At 65.9% G+C, this 17374-nt stretch carries 16 protein-coding genes; 9 read left to right on the plus strand and 7 right to left on the minus strand.

Annotated elements, in window-relative coordinates; translation table 11 throughout:
• The first annotated feature begins 63 nt into the window (after positions 1-63).
• Positions 64-816, plus strand: coding sequence for an isocitrate lyase/phosphoenolpyruvate mutase family protein (locus ABZ293_RS00760; protein WP_355176631.1), 753 nt, complete (start codon positions 64-66; stop codon positions 814-816).
• Between the two features lie 63 nt (positions 817-879).
• Here ABZ293_RS00760 and metG read toward each other — a convergent pair whose 3' ends face one another.
• Positions 880-2439 (minus strand): methionine--tRNA ligase, encoded by a 1560-nt coding sequence (gene metG, locus ABZ293_RS00765; RefSeq protein ID WP_355176632.1) that lies wholly within the window; start codon positions 2437-2439, stop codon positions 880-882.
• 181 nt (positions 2440-2620) lie between these two features.
• On the opposite strand from metG, the gene ABZ293_RS00770 reads away from it, so the two are divergent.
• From ABZ293_RS00770 to rsmA, 3 genes are all read left to right on the plus strand, one after another.
• Positions 2621-3469: a TatD family hydrolase gene (locus tag ABZ293_RS00770; protein WP_355176633.1), complete on the plus strand. Its 849-nt coding sequence runs from the start codon at positions 2621-2623 to the stop codon at positions 3467-3469.
• A 264-nt stretch (positions 3470-3733) separates the two neighbouring features.
• Positions 3734-4861, plus strand: a complete 1128-nt coding sequence (locus ABZ293_RS00775) for a transglycosylase family protein (RefSeq protein WP_355176634.1) — start codon at positions 3734-3736, stop codon at positions 4859-4861.
• A 34-nt stretch (positions 4862-4895) separates the two neighbouring features.
• Positions 4896-5777: a 16S rRNA (adenine(1518)-N(6)/adenine(1519)-N(6))-dimethyltransferase RsmA gene (gene rsmA / locus ABZ293_RS00780; RefSeq protein WP_355176635.1), complete on the plus strand. Its 882-nt coding sequence runs from the start codon at positions 4896-4898 to the stop codon at positions 5775-5777.
• 306 nt (positions 5778-6083) lie between these two features.
• Here the strand turns inward: rsmA and ABZ293_RS00785 are convergent, their stop codons facing one another.
• The 3 genes from ABZ293_RS00785 to ABZ293_RS00795 all read right to left on the minus strand — a co-directional run bounded on the left by ABZ293_RS00785 (position 6084) and on the right by ABZ293_RS00795 (position 8013).
• Positions 6084-6980 (minus strand): hypothetical protein, encoded by an 897-nt coding sequence (locus ABZ293_RS00785; RefSeq protein ID WP_355176636.1) that lies wholly within the window; start codon positions 6978-6980, stop codon positions 6084-6086.
• Positions 6980-7186, minus strand: a complete 207-nt coding sequence (locus ABZ293_RS00790) for a copper ion binding protein (RefSeq protein WP_355176637.1) — start codon at positions 7184-7186, stop codon at positions 6980-6982. Before ABZ293_RS00790 ends, ABZ293_RS00785 begins: the two co-directional genes overlap by 1 nt.
• Before the next feature lie 221 nt (positions 7187-7407).
• Positions 7408-8013 carry a TetR/AcrR family transcriptional regulator gene (locus ABZ293_RS00795; RefSeq protein ID WP_355176638.1) on the minus strand — a complete coding sequence of 202 codons (606 nt, stop codon included), beginning with the start codon at positions 8011-8013 and terminating at the stop codon, positions 7408-7410.
• A gap of 72 nt (positions 8014-8085) precedes the next feature.
• On the opposite strand from ABZ293_RS00795, the gene ABZ293_RS00800 reads away from it, so the two are divergent.
• Together ABZ293_RS00800 and ABZ293_RS00805 are read left to right on the plus strand one after the other, a co-directional pair.
• Positions 8086-8859, plus strand: a complete 774-nt coding sequence (locus ABZ293_RS00800) for an SDR family oxidoreductase (RefSeq protein WP_355176639.1) — start codon at positions 8086-8088, stop codon at positions 8857-8859.
• 76 nt (positions 8860-8935) lie between these two features.
• Positions 8936-9871, plus strand: coding sequence for a 4-(cytidine 5'-diphospho)-2-C-methyl-D-erythritol kinase (locus tag ABZ293_RS00805; protein WP_355177111.1), 936 nt, complete (start codon positions 8936-8938; stop codon positions 9869-9871).
• Positions 9872-9961: 90 nt separating this feature from the next.
• Here the strand turns inward: ABZ293_RS00805 and ABZ293_RS00810 are convergent, their stop codons facing one another.
• Positions 9962-10810 (minus strand): LLM class flavin-dependent oxidoreductase, encoded by an 849-nt coding sequence (locus ABZ293_RS00810; RefSeq protein ID WP_355176640.1) that lies wholly within the window; start codon positions 10808-10810, stop codon positions 9962-9964.
• Between the two features lie 330 nt (positions 10811-11140).
• On the opposite strand from ABZ293_RS00810, the gene ABZ293_RS00815 reads away from it, so the two are divergent.
• Positions 11141-12934, plus strand: coding sequence for an ABC-F family ATP-binding cassette domain-containing protein (locus ABZ293_RS00815; protein WP_355176641.1), 1794 nt, complete (start codon positions 11141-11143; stop codon positions 12932-12934).
• A gap of 340 nt (positions 12935-13274) precedes the next feature.
• On the opposite strand, the gene ABZ293_RS00820 is transcribed toward ABZ293_RS00815, so the two are convergent.
• Positions 13275-14183, minus strand: a complete 909-nt coding sequence (locus ABZ293_RS00820) for an Abi-alpha family protein (RefSeq protein ID WP_355176642.1) — start codon at positions 14181-14183, stop codon at positions 13275-13277.
• A complete protein-coding gene (locus tag ABZ293_RS00825) occupies positions 14180-15454 on the minus strand; it encodes a hypothetical protein (protein WP_355176643.1) in 1275 nt (424 codons plus the stop codon). Before ABZ293_RS00825 ends, ABZ293_RS00820 begins: the two co-directional genes overlap by 4 nt.
• Positions 15455-15833: 379 nt before the next feature.
• On the opposite strand from ABZ293_RS00825, the gene ABZ293_RS00830 reads away from it, so the two are divergent.
• Positions 15834-16712 carry a DUF4393 domain-containing protein gene (locus ABZ293_RS00830; protein WP_355176644.1) on the plus strand — a complete coding sequence of 293 codons (879 nt, stop codon included), beginning with the start codon at positions 15834-15836 and terminating at the stop codon, positions 16710-16712.
• Between the two features lie 100 nt (positions 16713-16812).
• Positions 16813-17367 carry a nuclear transport factor 2 family protein gene (locus tag ABZ293_RS00835; protein ID WP_355176645.1) on the plus strand — a complete coding sequence of 185 codons (555 nt, stop codon included), beginning with the start codon at positions 16813-16815 and terminating at the stop codon, positions 17365-17367.
• The last annotated feature ends 7 nt before the right edge of the window (positions 17368-17374 follow it).

The raw sequence follows: 17374 nt of genomic DNA on the forward strand, positions 1-17374 counted from the left end.
CCGGACAACCGGATGGGGAGTGTCATAGTGCCATCGATCACGGTCGAGACGATGATCGGTGTCATGACCTCTTTGGAAAGCAAGGCGAAGGCGTTTCTCGAATTGCATATCCCCGGCGATCCCGGCGTCTTTCCGACGGTATGGGACGCGTGGTCGGCGAATGTTGCTGTGGCGGCCGGGTTTTCGGCGCTGACCCTGGGGAGTCATCCGGTCGCCGATTCGATCGGGCGCAGCGATAAGGAAGGTATGACGTTCGCGGAGCTGCTGACCCGCGTCCGGCAGATCACCGATGCCGTCGAAGTTCCGGTCTCGGTCGATATCGAATCCGGTTACGGCCTCGAGCCCGCCCAGTTGATCGAGGGTCTGCTGGAGGCGGGCGCGATCGGTCTCAATATCGAGGACACGGTGCACAGCGAGGGCGGTCGGCTGCGCACCGCCGAGGAGCATGCCCATCTGGTGCACGGGCTGCGGCAGTTCGCCGATGCCGCGGGCGTGCACGTGGTCATCAATGCCCGCACCGACTTGTTCATGCGCCAGGACGGCGCCGATAGCGACCGTGTCGACCGTGCCATCGCACGCCTGCGGCTGGCCGCCGAGGCGGGCGCCGACTCGCTGTTCCCGGCGGGTGTGCGTGCCGACGCCGATATCCGGCGGCTGACCAGTGAACTGCCGCGGCCGATCAGCATGGTCGGGGTGCCCGGCGAATCCGATCGGGCCGTGTTCGCCGATCAGGGCGTCGGCCGAATCAGCTTCGGGCCCCTGCTCCAATCGGCGCTGACCACCGAGATCAACCGTCTGCTCGAGCGCTGGAAGTAGGCGAGTGCGAAGAGCCCCCGACCTTCTCGTGAAGTTCGGGGGCTCTGTCGTGCTCGGGCGGGGCTACTTCTTCGGCTCGACGTAGCGCGGGTAGACCGCCACCGGTTCCGGCAGCGGGGTGCCGGGGACCAGCGGCGTTGCGATATCGGCGAACGTCCGCTTGGGCGTGGCGAGCAGATCGAGGATCTTGCCCGCGGATTCGGGCATGACCGGCTGAACCAGGATGGCCACGATGCGCAGCAGCTCGATGGTCACGTACAGCACCGTGGCCTCGCGGGCCAGCGATTCCTCGGTGCCGGTCTTGGCCAGTGCCCACGGAGCCTCGGCGGAGAAGTACTTGTTCGCCTCGCCGAGGGTCAGCCAGATCGCCTCCAGCGCCAGATGCATCTGCTGGCTGTCGAATTCGGTGCGGCAGCGCGCCAACAGCTCGTTCGCGCGGTCGAGCAGGGCGCGGTCGGCGTCGGTGAATTCGCCCGGCGTCGGCACCACGCCGCCACAGTCGCGTGCGACCAGCTTCAGGCTGCGCTGCACCAGATTTCCGAATTCATTGGCCAGATCGGTATTGATCCGGCCGACGATTGCCTCGTGGCTGTAGCTGCCGTCCTGACCGTAGGAGATCTCGCGCAGCAGGAAGAAGCGCAGCGCGTCGACGCCGTATTCGTCGACCAGCGCGAGCGGGTCGACCACATTGCCGACCGACTTGGACATCTTCTCGCCCTTGTTGTACAGGAACCCGTGCACGAAAACGCGTTTCGGCAACTCGATCCCGGCCGACATCAGGAATGCGGGCCAGTACACGGTGTGGAATCGGGTGATGTCCTTGCCGATGATGTGCACGTCGGCAGGCCAGAACTGCTGGAACGCAGCCGATTCGGTATCCGGGAAGCCGACGCCGGTGATGTAGTTGGTGAGCGCGTCCACCCATACGTACATCACATGATCGGGATGGCCGGGCACCGGCACGCCCCAGTCGAAGGTGGTGCGCGAGATGGACAGGTCCTTCAGACCCGCCTTCACATAACTCACCATCTCATTGCGAGCCGTTGCGGGCGCGATGAATTCGGGATGTTCGTCGTAGAGCGCGAGCAGCTTGTCCTGGTAGTTCGACAGGCGGAAGAAGTAGTTCGACTCCTCGGTCCAGGTGACCGGTGTCTTCGACTCGGTCGAGATCCGGGTGCCGTCCTCGAGCAGCGTCGTCTCTTCCTCGGTGTAGAACGCCTCGTCGCGGACGGAATACCAACCCGAATAGTTGTCCAGGTAGATATCGCCGTTGGCGAGCATCCGCTCCCAGATCGCGACGCTGGCCACCTGGTGATCGTCATCGGTGGTGCGGATGAAGCGGTCGAAGGAGACATCGAGCCTCTTGTCCATCGCCTCGAACACGTCGGAGTTGCGCGTGGCGAGCTCCTCCACCGGCACGCCCTCCGCGACCGCGGTCTGCTGCATCTTCTGCCCGTGCTCATCGGTGCCGGTCATGAAGAAGACGTCATATCCGTCGAGCCGCTTGAAGCGGGCGAGGGCGTCGGACGAGATGTACTCGTACGCATGCCCGATATGCGGCGCACCGTTCGGGTAGGCGATGGCCGTGGTGATGTAGAAGGCGCGGCGGTCAGCTTCGCTCATGACTGCACCTCGCTGGCGCTCGGCTCCGTCATGCGCGAGGCGCCCGTGTCTTTGATTCGCTCGCTACGCTCGCTCATGGTGCATCTACTGTAGTGCGCGTGGATTCCGACGCTCACGTGAATATCCCCGGAGACGATGACCGCCGCCCGGCGTCGGTGTACTACCGCACCGGAGCCCGCCGATGAGCGAGCGCAGCGAGCGAACAAAAGGCAAGCGAGCCGCGCCGGAATTGCCGGATCCGCTCGCGCCGCTGGTGGACGCGCATACGCATCTGGACGCCTGCGGGGCGACCGATGCGGAGTCGACGGCCGTGATCGTGGACCGTGCGGCCGCGGTCGGTGTCGGCCAGGTGGTCACCGTCGCCGACGATCTGGCCGCCGCGCAGTGGGCCGTACAGGCCGCGAACTGGGACCGTCGGGTGTTCGCCGCCGTCGCCCTGCATCCGACGCGGGCAAATGCGCTCGATGACGCGACGAAGGCCGAGCTGGAGCGTTTGGCCGCCGATCCGCGCGTCGTCGCGATCGGGGAGACCGGACTCGATTACTACTGGCCGGGCAAGCTCGAGGGCTGCGCCGATATCGAGGATCAGGTCGAGGGCTTCCGCTGGCATATCGACCTGGCCAAGCGCCTGCGCAAACCGCTGATGATCCACAACCGCGAGGCCGATCACGATCTGCTGACGGTGCTGCTGGACGAGGGCGCGCCGGAAACCGTGATCTTCCATTGCTTTTCCTCTGACGCCAATATGGCGATGTCGTGCGTGGCCGAGGGCTACCTCCTCAGCTTCTCCGGGACGGTGAGTTTCAAGAACGCCCACGAATTGCGTGAGGCCGCCAAGGTGGTGCCCGACGACCAGATTCTGGTGGAGACCGATGCGCCGTATCTGACTCCGCATCCGTTCCGCGGTGCGCCCAATGAACCGTATTGCCTGCCGTACACCGCGCGCGCCCTCGCGGAATTGCGGGAACAGGACCCGGTGGAGCTCGCGAAAATAACGACCGCGAACGCCCGCCGCATTTACGGTATCTGAATCGATTGCATTTCTGTTCAAGATCGAACGTGAGTTCTCGCGGTAACGCGCGAGAAGCCGTTTTTGCGATCTTGTTCGGACGTCGGCATTCGAAGCCCCCGTCAATGTGCAAGGGGGCTGGATGGACGCGTGTGTTCTAGGTCACTTCACTCGGCACGTTTTGTGATTTACCTGCGGTGTCGATATTGATTTGTGATATTGAAACCCGCCGCTCATAAGTCTGCGGTTGTCGACCCCTGACCCCTTCGTTATCGTGCTGTGACCATGTCTCCATTCACGAGGATCAACCAGTCCCGCTCGCCGCTGCTGTACGCGGCGGTTGCGGCGCTGCTGGTGACACTGATCGTCGGTGCCGCGATGGCGATCGTGAACCGCAAGACGGTCACGGTTGTCGTGGATGGCGAACAGATGACGCAGACCACCATGTCGCCCAATGTCGGCGGAGTGTTGAAGGCCGCGGGGTTCGATGTGAACGACCGCGACCTGGTCCGGCCCGCGCTGGCAGCGACGATTGCCGATGGCGCCACCATCACCTTCAACCGGGCCCGTGAGGTCGCGCTGTCGCTGGACGGCAAGGTCGAGAAGGTGTGGTCCACCGGCCTGACCGCGGGCGATGTGGTCGATCAGCTGCATCTGCCCCGCGAGGTTTACGTCTCCCCGGCCCGCACCGAGCGGCTGCCGCTGGAGGGCGCGGCATTGCAGATCGCCAGCCCACGCGCGGTATCGCTGCTCGACGGCATCGGCAATTACGTCGATGTCCGGCTGGCTGCGCCGACCGTCGGTGATTTCCTAACCGTCGCGGGCATTCCGCTGATCCAGCAGGACAGTGTCGAGCCCGCGCCGACCACCCCGCTCACCGATGGGCTGCGCATCGTGGTGACCCGCAAGCGCATCGAGAACAAGGTCGAGACGATGCCGCTGGATCCGCCGGAGAATGTGATCGAGGATACGACCATGAATATGAGCCGGTCGGTGGTGGAGAGTCCCGGCGAGGCCGGTGTGCAGGACGTCACCTTCGCGGTCACCATGGTCAACGGCCAAGAGGTGAGCAGACAGCCGGTCTCCGCCACTGTTACGGTGACCGCGCAGCCCAAGACCGTCCGCAAGGGCGCCAAGCCCGGCACCGAGGTACCGCCCGTGCGTGACGGTGCGATCTGGGATGCGTTGGCCCGCTGCGAATCCACCGGTAACTGGGCCATCAATACCGGCAACGGCTACTTCGGCGGCATCCAATTCGACCAGAGCACCTGGGAGCGCCAGGGCGGACTGAAATACGCGCCCCGCGCCGACCTTGCCACCCGCGAAGAACAGATCGCCATCGCCGAGCTCACCCGCGCCGGCCAGGGCTGGGGCGCCTGGCCCGCCTGCACCAGCCGCCTCGGCATCGGCTGAGTCCGACTCGCAACGGGTTGATACGTTGTCGGACGTGTCCGAACCCGATATTTCCGCTCGTGGGAGCGCTGCGCTACTCGGGCCCGCCGAGGTGCGGGCACTGGCCGAACTGCTGGGCGTGCGCCCGACCAAGCAGCTCGGGCAGAACTTCGTGCACGATGCCAATACGGTGCGGCGCATTGTCGCGGCCGCGGGGGTCGGGCGCGGGGATGTGGTGCTCGAGGTCGGGCCCGGGCTGGGCTCGCTGACATTGGCGCTGCTCGATGTGGTGGATTCGGTCGTCGCGGTCGAGATCGATCCGGTTCTCGCGCGGCATCTTCCGGTGACTGTCGCGGACCGTGCGCCGGAACTGGCCGGGCAGCTGAGCGTCGTCGAGGCCGATGCGCTGCGGGTGCGCGCGCGGGACCTGCCGATATCGCCGTCCGCGCTGGTCGCGAACCTGCCCTATAACGTGGCAGTGCCGGTGCTGCTGCATCTGCTGGCCGAATTGCCCAGCATCACAACCTCATTGGTGATGGTGCAGGCGGAGGTGGCCGATCGCCTGGCCGCCGAGCCGGGTGGCCGCATCTACGGCGTTCCCAGCGTCAAGGCGGGCTTCTTCGGCACCGTGCGCCGCGCGGGCGCGGTCGGCACCCAGGTCTTCTGGCCGGTGCCGCGCGTCGAATCCGGTCTGGTCCGCATCCAGCGCTACGCCGAACCGCCATGGCCGATGGATGAAGTGCACCGCCGCCGCGTCTTCGAGGTCATCGACGCCGCCTTCGCCCAACGCCGTAAAACCCTGCGCGCCGCACTCGGCACCTGGGCAGGCTCCCCCGCCGAGGCCGAACGCCGTCTACTGGCCGCCGGAATCTCCCCGACCGCCCGCGGCGAAACCCTCGACACCGCAGCCTTCGTCCGCCTCGCCGCCCAGGTGTAATTCCGTCATGGGCAGTGCGTTCGGTTGATCGGATGACGTTCGGGCCGAATCGTAATCGGCGGACTGGTCGGTTTCTGTTGCTGGCGTGACAGGAGGGCGCTCGGTGCGACCAACGCCGCCAGCTGCGCGAACAGCTGCTCTGTCGAAACAGATTGTGGATAACGAACTTTTGTCTTTGCTGGGGCGAATGTGGCAGCCGCCGTGACCCATCGAATTCGGCTAAGCCGCCGCACCGCATGTGCCGCACAGATTGCGCAGGTCAACGCGCCGATTGTCGGCTCTATCGAGGCCGGTCGGCGGCTGCGGTCATGGGTGACCGCCATCCGGATGGTGCGCACCGCTGGATGTGGATGGCGCTGTGGATGATTCGACGCGCACGGTGAACTCCGCGGTGTGCACGACGCCGCCGTGGGAGAAGTCTAGATATAGCCGATATGGGCCCGCGCTCGGGGCCTGTGCATGGAAGGTGACCTCCGGACCGGCTGGTGTGCGGCCGATTTCGCCTTGCGGGTGGACGTGCAGGTAGGCGAGGTCATTGGCGCGCAGTGCGACCAGATGTGCGTACGCACCGAGGTACGGTTCGAGATCGGTCACCGGCGCGCCGTCGCGCGTCACGGTGAAACGCAGTTCGCTGCCCGCGGTGCGCAGCTCGCCGGTCATGCGCACCTGGTAGCCGTCCACCGTGGCCGACCGCGATTCGGGCGGAAGCGGTTGTGTCGTAGCCGCTCCCGCGACGGTGAAGGTGCGGCTCAGAACCAGATCGCCCGGACCTTGTTCCGGGACGAAATCGGCGAAGACGCGATAGGCGCCGGGCGCCGCCCAGGTCCAATCGATCGACCAGGTGCCCGTGTCGTCCATGGTCGGATGCACATGCCGGTATTCGGTGGCGTCCGACCGGACCACGATCAGGTGCAGCTTCTTATCGTGCTGGGTGGTGAATCGGGTGACCGGCGTCGCGTCCGGTCCGGTGATCCGAAAACGCAGGGCCCCGGCTCGATTCGGCTCCGCGGGTGCGGTCAGATCGGCCAGGGTGTAGCCGGATCGTGAATCCGACAGCCCGGTGTCCTGTTCGGTGTGTGCCATCGCGCCGTGGTCCGGTGCCGACCCGGTCGGCTCGCCCACCAGGGCGCCGATTCCGAGTGCGACACCGAACAACGCGACCAGTCCGCCACCGACCGCGGCGAACCTCAGCCGGTCCTGCATCAGACGGCGACCTCGTACCCCGCCTCGTCCACGGCGGCGACAATATCGGCGGCGGCGAGCGGTGCGGCGCTGTCCACCTGGACGGCACCGGTGGCGAGGTCGACATCCACGCTGGTCACGCCATCGATCTTGCCGATCTCCGTCTTGACCGAGTTGACGCAGTGTCCGCAGGTCATCCCCGTGACGGTGTAGGTGCTGGTGGCCATGTCCGACTCCTTCGCTGGCATTCGATCATACGGTGTGGGGGTATCCCCAACGCAAATGAAACATACCCCCCGAGGGTATTGGGCGCAAGTGTGGATTGTTCTGCCATCGACTGGTCGTTCCGGAAGTTCGGATAGTTCCCATCGTCCAGCTGTTTTCGGAATATGGACTCGGATGCCGACGCGCTCGACGGCAGATCTCGTTCCTTATGCCGACGACGTGTTCACGCGCGAACGGTGGAAGGCCAACCGTGCATGGCCATTTCGGCGACCCGCTCCAGCTGTGCGGGACTTGCACCGTCTCGAGATGCCTGTGACATGCCCTGCATGACCGTGCCCACATAACGCGCGAGCGTGGTCGCATCGGTCTCGGGCGGCAGCAGGCCCGCATCGATATCCGCCTGAATGTGCGCCGCGAAGCCCGCCACATTCCGATTGCGAATCGTGCGCAGCATCTCGGCGATCTCGGTGCTGGTGGTGTTGAGTCCCGCGCTCATCACCAGGCAGCCGTGCGGGCAATCGGGCCGGGTGTACTCCGTCGCCGCCTCGCGCAGCATGCGGCGCACCGCCGCCTCGGCCGTCGGCTCCTCGGCGAGGGCGCGTGGGATGAAGCCGCCGTAGCGGGTGCCGAAGACCTGCACCACCTCGTTGAACAGCGTCGCCTTATCGCCGAATGCGGCGTACAGGCTCGGTGCTCCGATGCCCATCGCCGCGGTCAGATCGCCGATCGAAGTCGCCTCGTAGCCGCGCGCCCAGAACAGTCGCAGCGCCTTTTTCAGCGCGGCATCCCGGTCGAACGAGCGGGGGCGTCCCCTGGTCGGTGCACTCACCCAGCCATTCTATAGCGATCGCTAGATAATATGCTAACGTCCGTTCTGTAGTGATCGCTAGAGAAAGGGCTCATGATGGGTGCACAGCTGCGAACCGGTCGGCTCGACGGCAAGACGGCACTGGTAACCGGTGGCAGTCGCGGTATCGGCCGGGCGATTGCGCAACGGCTGGGGCAAGAGGGTGCGCGCGTCGCCGTGCACTACAACGGCAATGAGCAGGCGGCGAAGGAGACCGTCGCGGCCATCGAGGCGGCGGGCGGTTCGGCCTTCGCGATCCGGGCCGAACTCGGCGTGCCCGGCGATGCCGCGGCACTGTGGTCCGCATTCGACGCACATGCCGACGGTGTGGACATCATCGTCAATAACGCGGGCATCGACGGCATCCGCGAACCGATCGGCGGTACCGATGAGACAGCCTTCGACCGGCTCTTCGCCGTCAATGCGAAGGCGCCGTTCTTCGTTGCCAAGCTGGGGCTGGAGCGACTGCGCAGCGGCGGGCGCATCATCAATATCTCCACCGGCCTCACGCACGGGGCGAGAATGCCGCAGCTGATCGCCTACACCATGACCAAGGGCGCCATCGACACGTTCACCCAAACGCTGGCAAAGGAACTCGGTGCGCGTGGCATCACCGTGAATGCCGTCGGGCCCGGCGTGATCGATACCGATATGAACGCGAGCTGGCTGCGCAATGACGAGACCGAGGCATTGGTCGCCGGGTGGTCGCCGTTGCACCGGGTCGGTCAGCCCGGCGACGTCGCCGATATCACGGCCTTTCTCGCCTCCGACGATTCGCGCTGGGTCACCGGACAGTGGATCGATGCCACCGGCGGGGCCCTGTTGTAACCGTCCGACACATGGCCGGTGAATGTCTCATCGCTAGCTGAGCACCTGTCGGACCCACCCGATAGGCTTGAGCACCGTGTTGTCGGTAGTGCCAAGTCCCGTCATCGTGCGCGCCCCGTCGAAGGTGAATCTGCATCTCGGCGTCGGTGACGTGCGCGCGGACGGCTATCACGATCTGACCACGGTGTTCCAAGCGCTATCGCTCAGCGATGATCTGGAGCTCGCGCCCGCCGCTGCGCTGTCGGTCCGGGTCAGCGGCGAAGGCGCCGCCGATGTGCCGACCGATCGCACCAATCTGGTCTGGAAGGCCGCCGTGCGCGTCGCGCATCTGGCCGGACGCGCGCCACTGGTGGAAATCGCCATCAATAAGGGCATTCCGGTCGCCGGTGGTATGGCGGGTGGCAGCGCGGACGCCGCCGCCGCGCTCGTCGGCCTGAACGAGCTGTGGGACGTCGGGATGACTCGCGACGAATTGTTCGCGGTCGCCGCCGAACTCGGCAGCGATGTGCCGTTCGCGCTGCACGGCGGCACCGCGCTCGGCACCGGCCGTGGTGAACGGCTGCTTCCGGTATTGTCCCGCAATACTTTTCACTGGGTGCTCGCGCTGGCCAAGGGCGGGCTGTCCACGCCCGCCGTCTTCGCCGAACTCGACCGACTACGCGAGAACGGCACCCCGCCCCGGATCGGCGAGCCGCAGGCGCTGATGCAGGCACTGGCCTCCGGTGACCCGAAACAGCTTGCGCCCCTGCTGGGTAACGACCTGCAGGCGGCGGCCCTATCGCTGAAGCCGGAGCTGCGTCGGACATTGCGCGCCGGCGTCGGCGCGGGTGCGCTTGCCGGATTGGTCTCCGGTTCCGGTCCGACCTGCGCATTCCTGTGTGACAGTGAGGATGGCGCGGTGGCGGTCGCGGCCGAACTCGCCGGTGCGGGTGTGTGCCGCAGCGTGCGCACGGCCAGCGGACCGGTGCCCGGTGCCAGAGTCATCAGCAGTGACACGCCCGGAAAGCGCTGACCTTGGTGAAAGAAGCGTGCACTTCCCGCTGAATCCTGCGATCGCCGGACTCGGCTGGAAAAGTGCACGCCTGGTTGGGCTGGCGCGGAGTTATGCGATGACGTCGGCGAGGCGGTCGACCTGGTCGGCGTCGCGGCCGTAGCAGTAGAGCATGACCTCGTCTGCGCCGAGATCTTCGAATTGGCCAATGGCCGTGCGGATCTCGTCGGGAGTGGTGAGCATGCCCGCGAGCATGTAATCGGCGCGACCGCTGAATTCGTAGTAGTTGCCCATCGAGGTGCGGGCGTCTTCGATCAGGTCGGGTGCGCCGAGTGCGACATTGACCTGGGCGACGATGCGCGGCTCGCCGTCGCGGCCGTATTCCTTCCATGAGCGACGGGCGGCATCGAAGAGGTCACCGGCCCAGGACGGTGCGGCGGCGGCGAGAAATCCACCGCCCCAGCGTCCGACGCGATCGATGGCGGCGGGCTGGAAGCCGCCGAAAAGGATTTCGGGGCCTTCGGGACGCAGCGGCGCGGGGCCGACCGGTCCGCAGTCGGCACCGTGCGGCTGACCGGACCAGAGGCGGCGCATGATCGCCATCTGTTCGTCCAGGCGGCGACCGCGAGTACGCAGGTCGGTGCCGGAGGCGATGTGGTCGTCCGCGCGACCGCCGACACCCAGGCCGAGCACGAAGCGGCCACCGGACATGCGGTCGAGGGTTGCGGCCTGTTTGGCGAGCAGCGTCGGCTCGCGCAGCGGTGCGATGAGCACCTCGGTCTGCACCTTGATGCGGTTGGTGGCGCCCGCGATCATGCCGAGCGCGATCAGCGGTTCGGGATTGTCGTAGACGAGCCGGTCGAGCAGGCCGAGGGTGGAGAACGGGCCCGCATCGGCGCGGCGGGCCCAATCGAGCAGAGCGGCGGGATCGGAAATGGGCAGACCGAGACCGATGTGCATGAGAAACCTCCAGGTAAGGGGTAGTTGATCCGTGCCGCCCCTGGCACCTCGACGCGAGGTGGGGCTCCCATTCTGCGGCTGTGCTTCGGAAGCGCCTTCGCTAACGTTGTTCGTAACGAACGCTGTTCGCTGAAGCTACTGTAAACGAACGCTGTTCGTTGCGCAAGTAATGGCGGATTCGGGTATGTGACCACTGATTTCGCGAGGACACGGGTAACTCGTCGGGGACGCCCAAAACCGGGGTCCGGACCGCGACCGTCGGGCCGTGCGGGAGGGTGAGTAGGCTCTCTCGACGGGAAAATTGCGCGGAGAGGCGGGCTAGCGGGATCCATGTCCAACCTGATCAACCTCGAGCAGGTCTCCAAGAGTTTCGGTATCAAACCGCTCCTGGACAACGTGTCGCTCGGTATCCACGCGGGCGAGCGGATCGGCGTCGTCGGCCTCAACGGCGGCGGTAAGACCACCCTGTTGGAGGTGCTGACCGGTCTCGAACCGCCCGACAGCGGCCGGGTGAGCCGGGTCGGCGGGCTGCGGATGGCGGTGGTTACCCAGCGCGGTGTGCTGCCGCCGGGCGCGACCGTCGGAGCTGTTGTGCTGGCCGGACTCGCCGATGATGCGATGACCGACGATATGGCCGAACACGAATGGGCCTCGAACCCGCGCATCCGTTCGGTGCTGGCGGGTATCGGCATCGACGGCCTCGGCCTGGAGACATCGGTCGACAATCTGTCCGGTGGCGAGCGCCGCCGCGTCGCGCTGGCCGCCGCGCTGGTGCGCGAACTCGATCTGCTCGTCCTCGACGAGCCGACCAACCACCTCGATGTCGAGGGCGTGCAGTGGCTCGCCGAACATCTGCTCAACCGCCGCAGCGCGCTGGTGGTCGTGACCCACGATCGCTGGTTCCTCGACACCGTCGCCACCGATACCTGGGAGGTTGTCGGCGGCAAGGTGGAGAGCTATGAGGGCGGTTACGGCGACTGGATTTTCGCGCGCGCCGAGCGGGCCAGGCAGGCCGACGCCGCCGAGGCCAGGCGCGCGAACCTGGCGCGCAAAGAGCTGGCCTGGCTGCGGCGCGGCGCGAAGGCGCGCACCTCCAAGCCGCGCTATCGGGTGGAGGCCGCCGAGGCGCTGATCGCCGATGTACCGCCGCCACGCGATAGCGTCTCGCTGGCCGCGTTCGCGCGAAAGCGCCTGGGCCGCGTCGTCATCGAACTCGAGGACACCACCCTCACCACACCGGACGGCCGAGAGTTGGTGCGCGACTTGACCTGGCGCCTTGCGCCGGGGGAGCGGGTCGGCCTGGTCGGGGTGAACGGCTCCGGCAAGACGACCCTGCTGCGCACCTTGGCCGGTGCGATCGAACCCGCTGCGGGCAAACGCATTCAGGGGCAGACGGTCCAGATCGGCTGGCTGCGTCAGGAACTCGACGATCTGCCGACCGACCTGCGGGTACTGGAGGCCGTGCAGCAGGTGGCGCAGCGAATCGTGCTGGGCGACAAGGAGATCTCCGCGGGGCAGCTGGCCGAGCGGCTCGGCTTCACTCCCGCCCGTCAGCGCACCCCGGTCGGCGACCTATCCGGCGGTGAACGGCGCAGGCTGCAACTGACCCGCATCCTGATGGCCGAGCCGAATGTGCTGCTGCTCGACGAGCCGACCAATGACCTGGATATCGATACCCTGCAACAGCTCGAGGACCTGCTCGACAACTGGGCGGGCACGCTGGTCGTGATCAGCCACGACCGCTACCTGATCGAGCGCATCTGCGACTCGACCTGGGCACTGTTCGGCGACGGCAAACTCACGAACCTGCCCGGTGGCATCGACGAATACCTGAAAAAGCGTGCCGTATCGAACTCGGCCGCAACACGTTCCGGCACCGACACCAAGCCCGCCGAAACCCCCGCCACCGACTCCGCCGCCTACCGCGCCGCCCGCAAGGAACTGGCCAAACTGGAACGCGCCATCGATAAGCTCACCGAACGCGAGCAGCGCCTGCACACCGCCTTGGCCGACGCCGCCACCGACCCGGAGAAACTCATCACCCTGGGCACCGAGCTGAAACAGGTGTTGGCCGAAAAGGAGACCGCCGAGGAGCGCTGGCTCGAATTGGCCGATGGCGCCTGACTTGTGGGCAACGGCGCCTGATCCCTGGGCGACGGCGCTTTAGGCTTTGGCCGATTGCGTCTGCCGTCGGTCGGGCTGCCCCTAGCCGACGGGAGCCTGCCCTCTGGCCGACCTCGACTCGGCCTCGCAGACCGTCCGGTACCAGCGAACCATAAGGAGCGCACCTGATTCGGTGGGCGCCGCACCACGCGCGACGGATTGTTCGCTGCATCGAGCGGAGTCGAATGGCGCCTCGGTCGTGGGGCAGCCGGTGCGAGAGACTCGGCCGTTCGGTGGGCGCTGCACCACGCGCCCGACTTGGCGCCGCATCGAGCGAGTCGAATCGCGCCCCGATCGTGGGTTAGCTGGTGCCGGAGACGCGACCGTCTTGCACTACGACAGGCAGGCAGGTCTGTACGAAGTCGGCGCCGAAGCCGGTGAGGGTAATGCTGCGGTAGTAGACCTTGGTGCCGAAGCCGGAGCGCTTCAATACCTCTCGGACCGGGGATTGGGCCTCGAGGATCTGGTAGCGGTTCGGGTTGCCGACGGGTTCCTTGACGAATTCGATCAGGCCGAGGCGACGCAGGTTGGGCAGATATTGCTGGACGCGGTTCGGGAAGCGCAGACCCGCGTGTTCGCCGATCAGGTTGAGGCCGCTGATGATCCGCTCGACGCCGAGGCCGCGTGGACGTCCGGTGCGGATGTCGATCGAGGGCTGCGGGCCGTCGAGATGGAGAAAGCGCAGGATGCGCGCCTCGTCGGGGGTGAGTTCCTCGAGCATGCGGGCGAAGGCAGGATGGGTTTCGGCATGTTCGCCGTGCGTGCTCGCCGACAGGCGCAACAGCGCGGCACCCTGTTCGCGCAGCGTGGGAACGGCGTCGGAGGTGGGCTGTTCGGGTGTGGCGGGCAGTCGCAGTGCGCGGCGCACCGCGTCACGGACCCCCGCCTCGGCCTCGGCCAGAACCTCGCGCGGTGGATTCCCGGCGATGCTGCCGCGCACCACGGTCGCGCCGACACCGAGTGCGGTATCTATGCCCCAGGCGGTCACCTCGGCGGCGGCGGTCACCGCGACCCGGGCGACGCCGGTGGTCGCGCGGACGGTTTTGCGCACCGACCCGGGCTCCCGCTTGCGGGCTCCGACCTCGGCCGAGCTGATCGGCAGCCGCGCGATTTCCGTTGCGAGCTGGGGTGTTTCGGCCACCTCGGAGTGCTCCGCCGACGCAGAGCCCTGCCCGGCGGCCTGCAGATCGTCGCCGCCAGATTCCGTCATAGCCATGATGTCGCCACTCCCGTCCCGAAGATCAGGATGTGAGCGTATCCGGCGAAGAGCCCCAACACGCCGCCATGCAGAAAAAGGAGCCATTCGTCCTGTTTGATGGCCGATCGCAGCATATCCACGAAGTCCGGAGGCTTCAGCGCCGACATCTGTTTGGCGATGTAGTCGTTGATTTGCCTACCCTGCTGGACATTGAAGTCCGGATCGGCGAAGGCGATCGGTGCGATGGACATCGCCTCGGTGGTCAGCGTCGACTGCAGCGAGTCGTACTCCCGGCTGCCGAGCATGAACTTCACCGCGGGTCTCGCGGGTCCGAGCGCGCGGTCCGCGGCCGGGCGCAAGGTGTCCTCGAGCATCTGCATGGTCCGGTCCGAGCGCGGGCCGTTGAGCAGTTCGTCACCGATATTGGCGACGGTCATCACCTGGCTGGAGACCAATTCGGCGTAGCCATCGGTGATCTCGGACTGCCGCTTGATCAGCAGACCCTGCCGCCACGGGCACCACCACTTCGGGTAGGCGGGCGCGAAGATCATATTCAGGCCGATCCAGTTGACCATCCAGCCGATGATGACGCCGCCGATCGGCAGCACCACCAGTGTCGACCAGCCGGTTGCATGCAGAATCCCGACCAGCACCACACCCATCGGCGCGCCGAAGTAGAAACCGAAGTTCTGCATGAAACGCAGTTCCTTGGCGCCGAGTACCTGGAAAAGGGTGTTGAGCAGGTGCGGGCGCGCCTGGAAATAGCGGATTACCATCTGCTTGACGTCGAGCAGTTGATCGATATTGGCGCCCAATTCCTCGGTCAGCTCACGCAGAATATCGGGCAGCTGCTGGCGGACCCGCGCATGAATCATCTCCCGTACACCGGTCGGCAGGTTGTACCAGAGTTGCGGGTGCTCGCGGCGCAGGATTTCTTCGACGATGTCCTTGATCTGTGCGTCGGCGATATTGGCGAGGTGTTCGGCGAGCTTGTCCGGTTCGAGTTCGCGATAGAAGTCGGCGACGCTGCCGAGTTTCGCCAGGCCCTTGTCGACGGCGATGCTCGCCATTTTGTCCGCGCGCGAGGGCACGATGCCCTGCCAGCCGATTCGGCCGTCGTAGCTCAGTAGCGGAAGCACCTGAATTCGCTTGGGCAGGAAGGGAAACAGCGCGCGCAGCCCGGGTAAATGCACACCGTGGAAGGCGACCGGCTTGAACAGCATGAGGATGCCGGTCCAGTTGGTGATGTAGCCGATGATTCCAGTGAAAAGCGGGATAGTCACTAACTCGAGGAGGATCGTCGGGTGAATCCCGAAAACACTCTCCAACACGACACCCTCCTGCCGATATACCGGTGACCGCCGCCTCACCGGCATCCCAAACTAGCACCCAGTCGGCAGACGGACCCTACTGTGAGATCGAGAAGCCGGTCCACCGCGAGTGTCCCGAGCCACAGCGGATTGTCTGAGACATCAGTCACACTGTGTGTCCAGAATGTCGTACTGTCAACCGGCGCCGGAGACAATGACGACCACCACACGTTCGACGGCAGGGGTCGGCGTGAGTGCTGGCCCACTCGGCTCTCGGTTACGCATACCTGGAAAGCTCGAGGGCAATAATCTGTGGGCGTATTCGTTCACTAGGCAATACATCGGAGTAGACGTGACAGACGACAGGACCGGACAGGACCTGGCCCGGGCCGGTTCCCGCTCGGTGGAGCGCAGCTCGGATGTCGAACAGCGGCAGATCAGCAACGAGGCGAGGCTGATTCGCGGTGTGTTCCGGGCGGCGGGACTCGCCGCGGGCTCCGTGGTGCGCGGCAGTCAGTGGGCCGTCGAGACGACCTATGAGGTGACCAAGGAGATCACCCAGGCCGCGCTCGACGGTGAGTCGTCGGCCGATATCGCCGAGCGGACCGGCAATGCGCTGCGCTCCATCGCGCGCAGCGCGCTGGGCGTCACCGAGGGGTCGGTGCGCGAAATCGTCAGCTATGTACCGGCTTCCAACGGTGCGTCGCAGCAGCAGGCGATCGGCATCGGCGCACCGCTGCACTCGGCGAGCAGTGAGGAGCTGCGCCGCCGCGGCGATGCGCTGCTGGCCCGCTCGGCCGATGTCTACTTCACCGAGGATGTGCATCCCGCCTATGACCGGATCCTCGACGAGTTGGCGCCGGACGAGGCGCGCATTCTGCGGTTCATGGCATTGAACGGTCCGCAGCCGACGGTCGATGTGCGGACCAATCGTCCGCTCGGCATCGGCTCGGAGTTGGTGACCGGCGATCTGACCTCGGTGCCGGAACAGGCCGGAGTCCGCTACCCGGACCGCTCCCGCACCTATCTGATCAATCTGAACCGGCTGGGGTTGACCCAGGTCTCCGATGATCCGGTGGTGCTCAGCCGGTACATGGTGCTCGAGGTGCAGCCGGTAGTGGAGGCGGCGCTGAAGAAGGCCGGGCGCGCGCCCAAGATCGTGCGCAAGAGTCTGCGGCTGACGGAGTTCGGCAGCGACTTCTGTAATACCTGCTTCACCATCGGCAACTGAGCCGCGCGCCGGGGCGGATTATCGACCATCGGTGATAGCAATCTGATACAAATCTCCCAATTCGTGTAGCGCGGCGGCTTCGAATGGGATTGTTGAGGTTATGGATCAGGATGCTGTGTCAGCGATCAGTCGCCTGAAGTTCCGGTATCTGCGCACCCTCGACACCAAGTCGTGGGATGAATTCGCGGATACGATGATTCCCGAGGCGACCGCCACCTACAGCGAATACCTGCAGTTCGAGTCGCGGGACGCGTTCTTGGCTTTCATGCGCAACACCCTCGGTCCGCATGTCATCACCGAGCACCGATGTGATCATCCAGAGATCGATGTCGTCGGTGATACCGCCACCGGCACTTGGTATCTCGCCGATACCGTACTGATACCGGCGCACAATATGCTGCTGCGCGGCGCCGCGTTCTACTCCGATCGCTATGTGCGCTGTCAGGACGGCCTGTGGCGGATCGCGCACACCGGCTACGAGCGGACCTATGAGGTGGTGCTCTCGCTCAGCGATCTGCCCAGCCTGCGACTGACATCGAGTCGCTGGGGGATGATCGCGCGCGAAGACGGCATCGCGGACATCGAACGCGAGCCCACTACCCCGCTGCGCCGCGAGCCCGAACCGGCGACGGAAGCCGAACCCGAAGCCGGATAGGGGCGGG

Origin of the sequence: Nocardia sp. NPDC005998, assembly GCF_040614395.1 — a bacterium.
Lineage (GTDB): Bacteria > Actinomycetota > Actinomycetes > Mycobacteriales > Mycobacteriaceae > Nocardia.

Excerpts from the sequence above, each read along its gene's own strand:
- ABZ293_RS00760 (WP_355176631.1), top strand. The coding sequence starts at position 64 with ATGACCTCTTTGGAAAGCAAGGCGAAGGCGTTTCTCGAATTGCATATC.
- metG (WP_355176632.1), bottom strand. The coding sequence starts at position 2,439 with ATGAGCGAAGCTGACCGCCGCGCCTTCTACATCACCACGGCCATCGCC.
- ABZ293_RS00770 (WP_355176633.1), top strand. The coding sequence starts at position 2,621 with ATGAGCGAGCGCAGCGAGCGAACAAAAGGCAAGCGAGCCGCGCCGGAA.
- ABZ293_RS00775 (WP_355176634.1), top strand. The coding sequence starts at position 3,734 with ATGTCTCCATTCACGAGGATCAACCAGTCCCGCTCGCCGCTGCTGTAC.
- ABZ293_RS00785 (WP_355176636.1), bottom strand. The coding sequence starts at position 6,980 with ATGCAGGACCGGCTGAGGTTCGCCGCGGTCGGTGGCGGACTGGTCGCG.
- ABZ293_RS00790 (WP_355176637.1), bottom strand. The coding sequence starts at position 7,186 with ATGGCCACCAGCACCTACACCGTCACGGGGATGACCTGCGGACACTGC.
- ABZ293_RS00800 (WP_355176639.1), top strand. The coding sequence starts at position 8,086 with ATGATGGGTGCACAGCTGCGAACCGGTCGGCTCGACGGCAAGACGGCA.
- ABZ293_RS00810 (WP_355176640.1), bottom strand. The coding sequence starts at position 10,810 with ATGCACATCGGTCTCGGTCTGCCCATTTCCGATCCCGCCGCTCTGCTC.
- ABZ293_RS00815 (WP_355176641.1), top strand. The coding sequence starts at position 11,141 with ATGTCCAACCTGATCAACCTCGAGCAGGTCTCCAAGAGTTTCGGTATC.
- ABZ293_RS00820 (WP_355176642.1), bottom strand. The coding sequence starts at position 14,183 with ATGACGGAATCTGGCGGCGACGATCTGCAGGCCGCCGGGCAGGGCTCT.
- ABZ293_RS00835 (WP_355176645.1), top strand. The coding sequence starts at position 16,813 with ATGGATCAGGATGCTGTGTCAGCGATCAGTCGCCTGAAGTTCCGGTAT.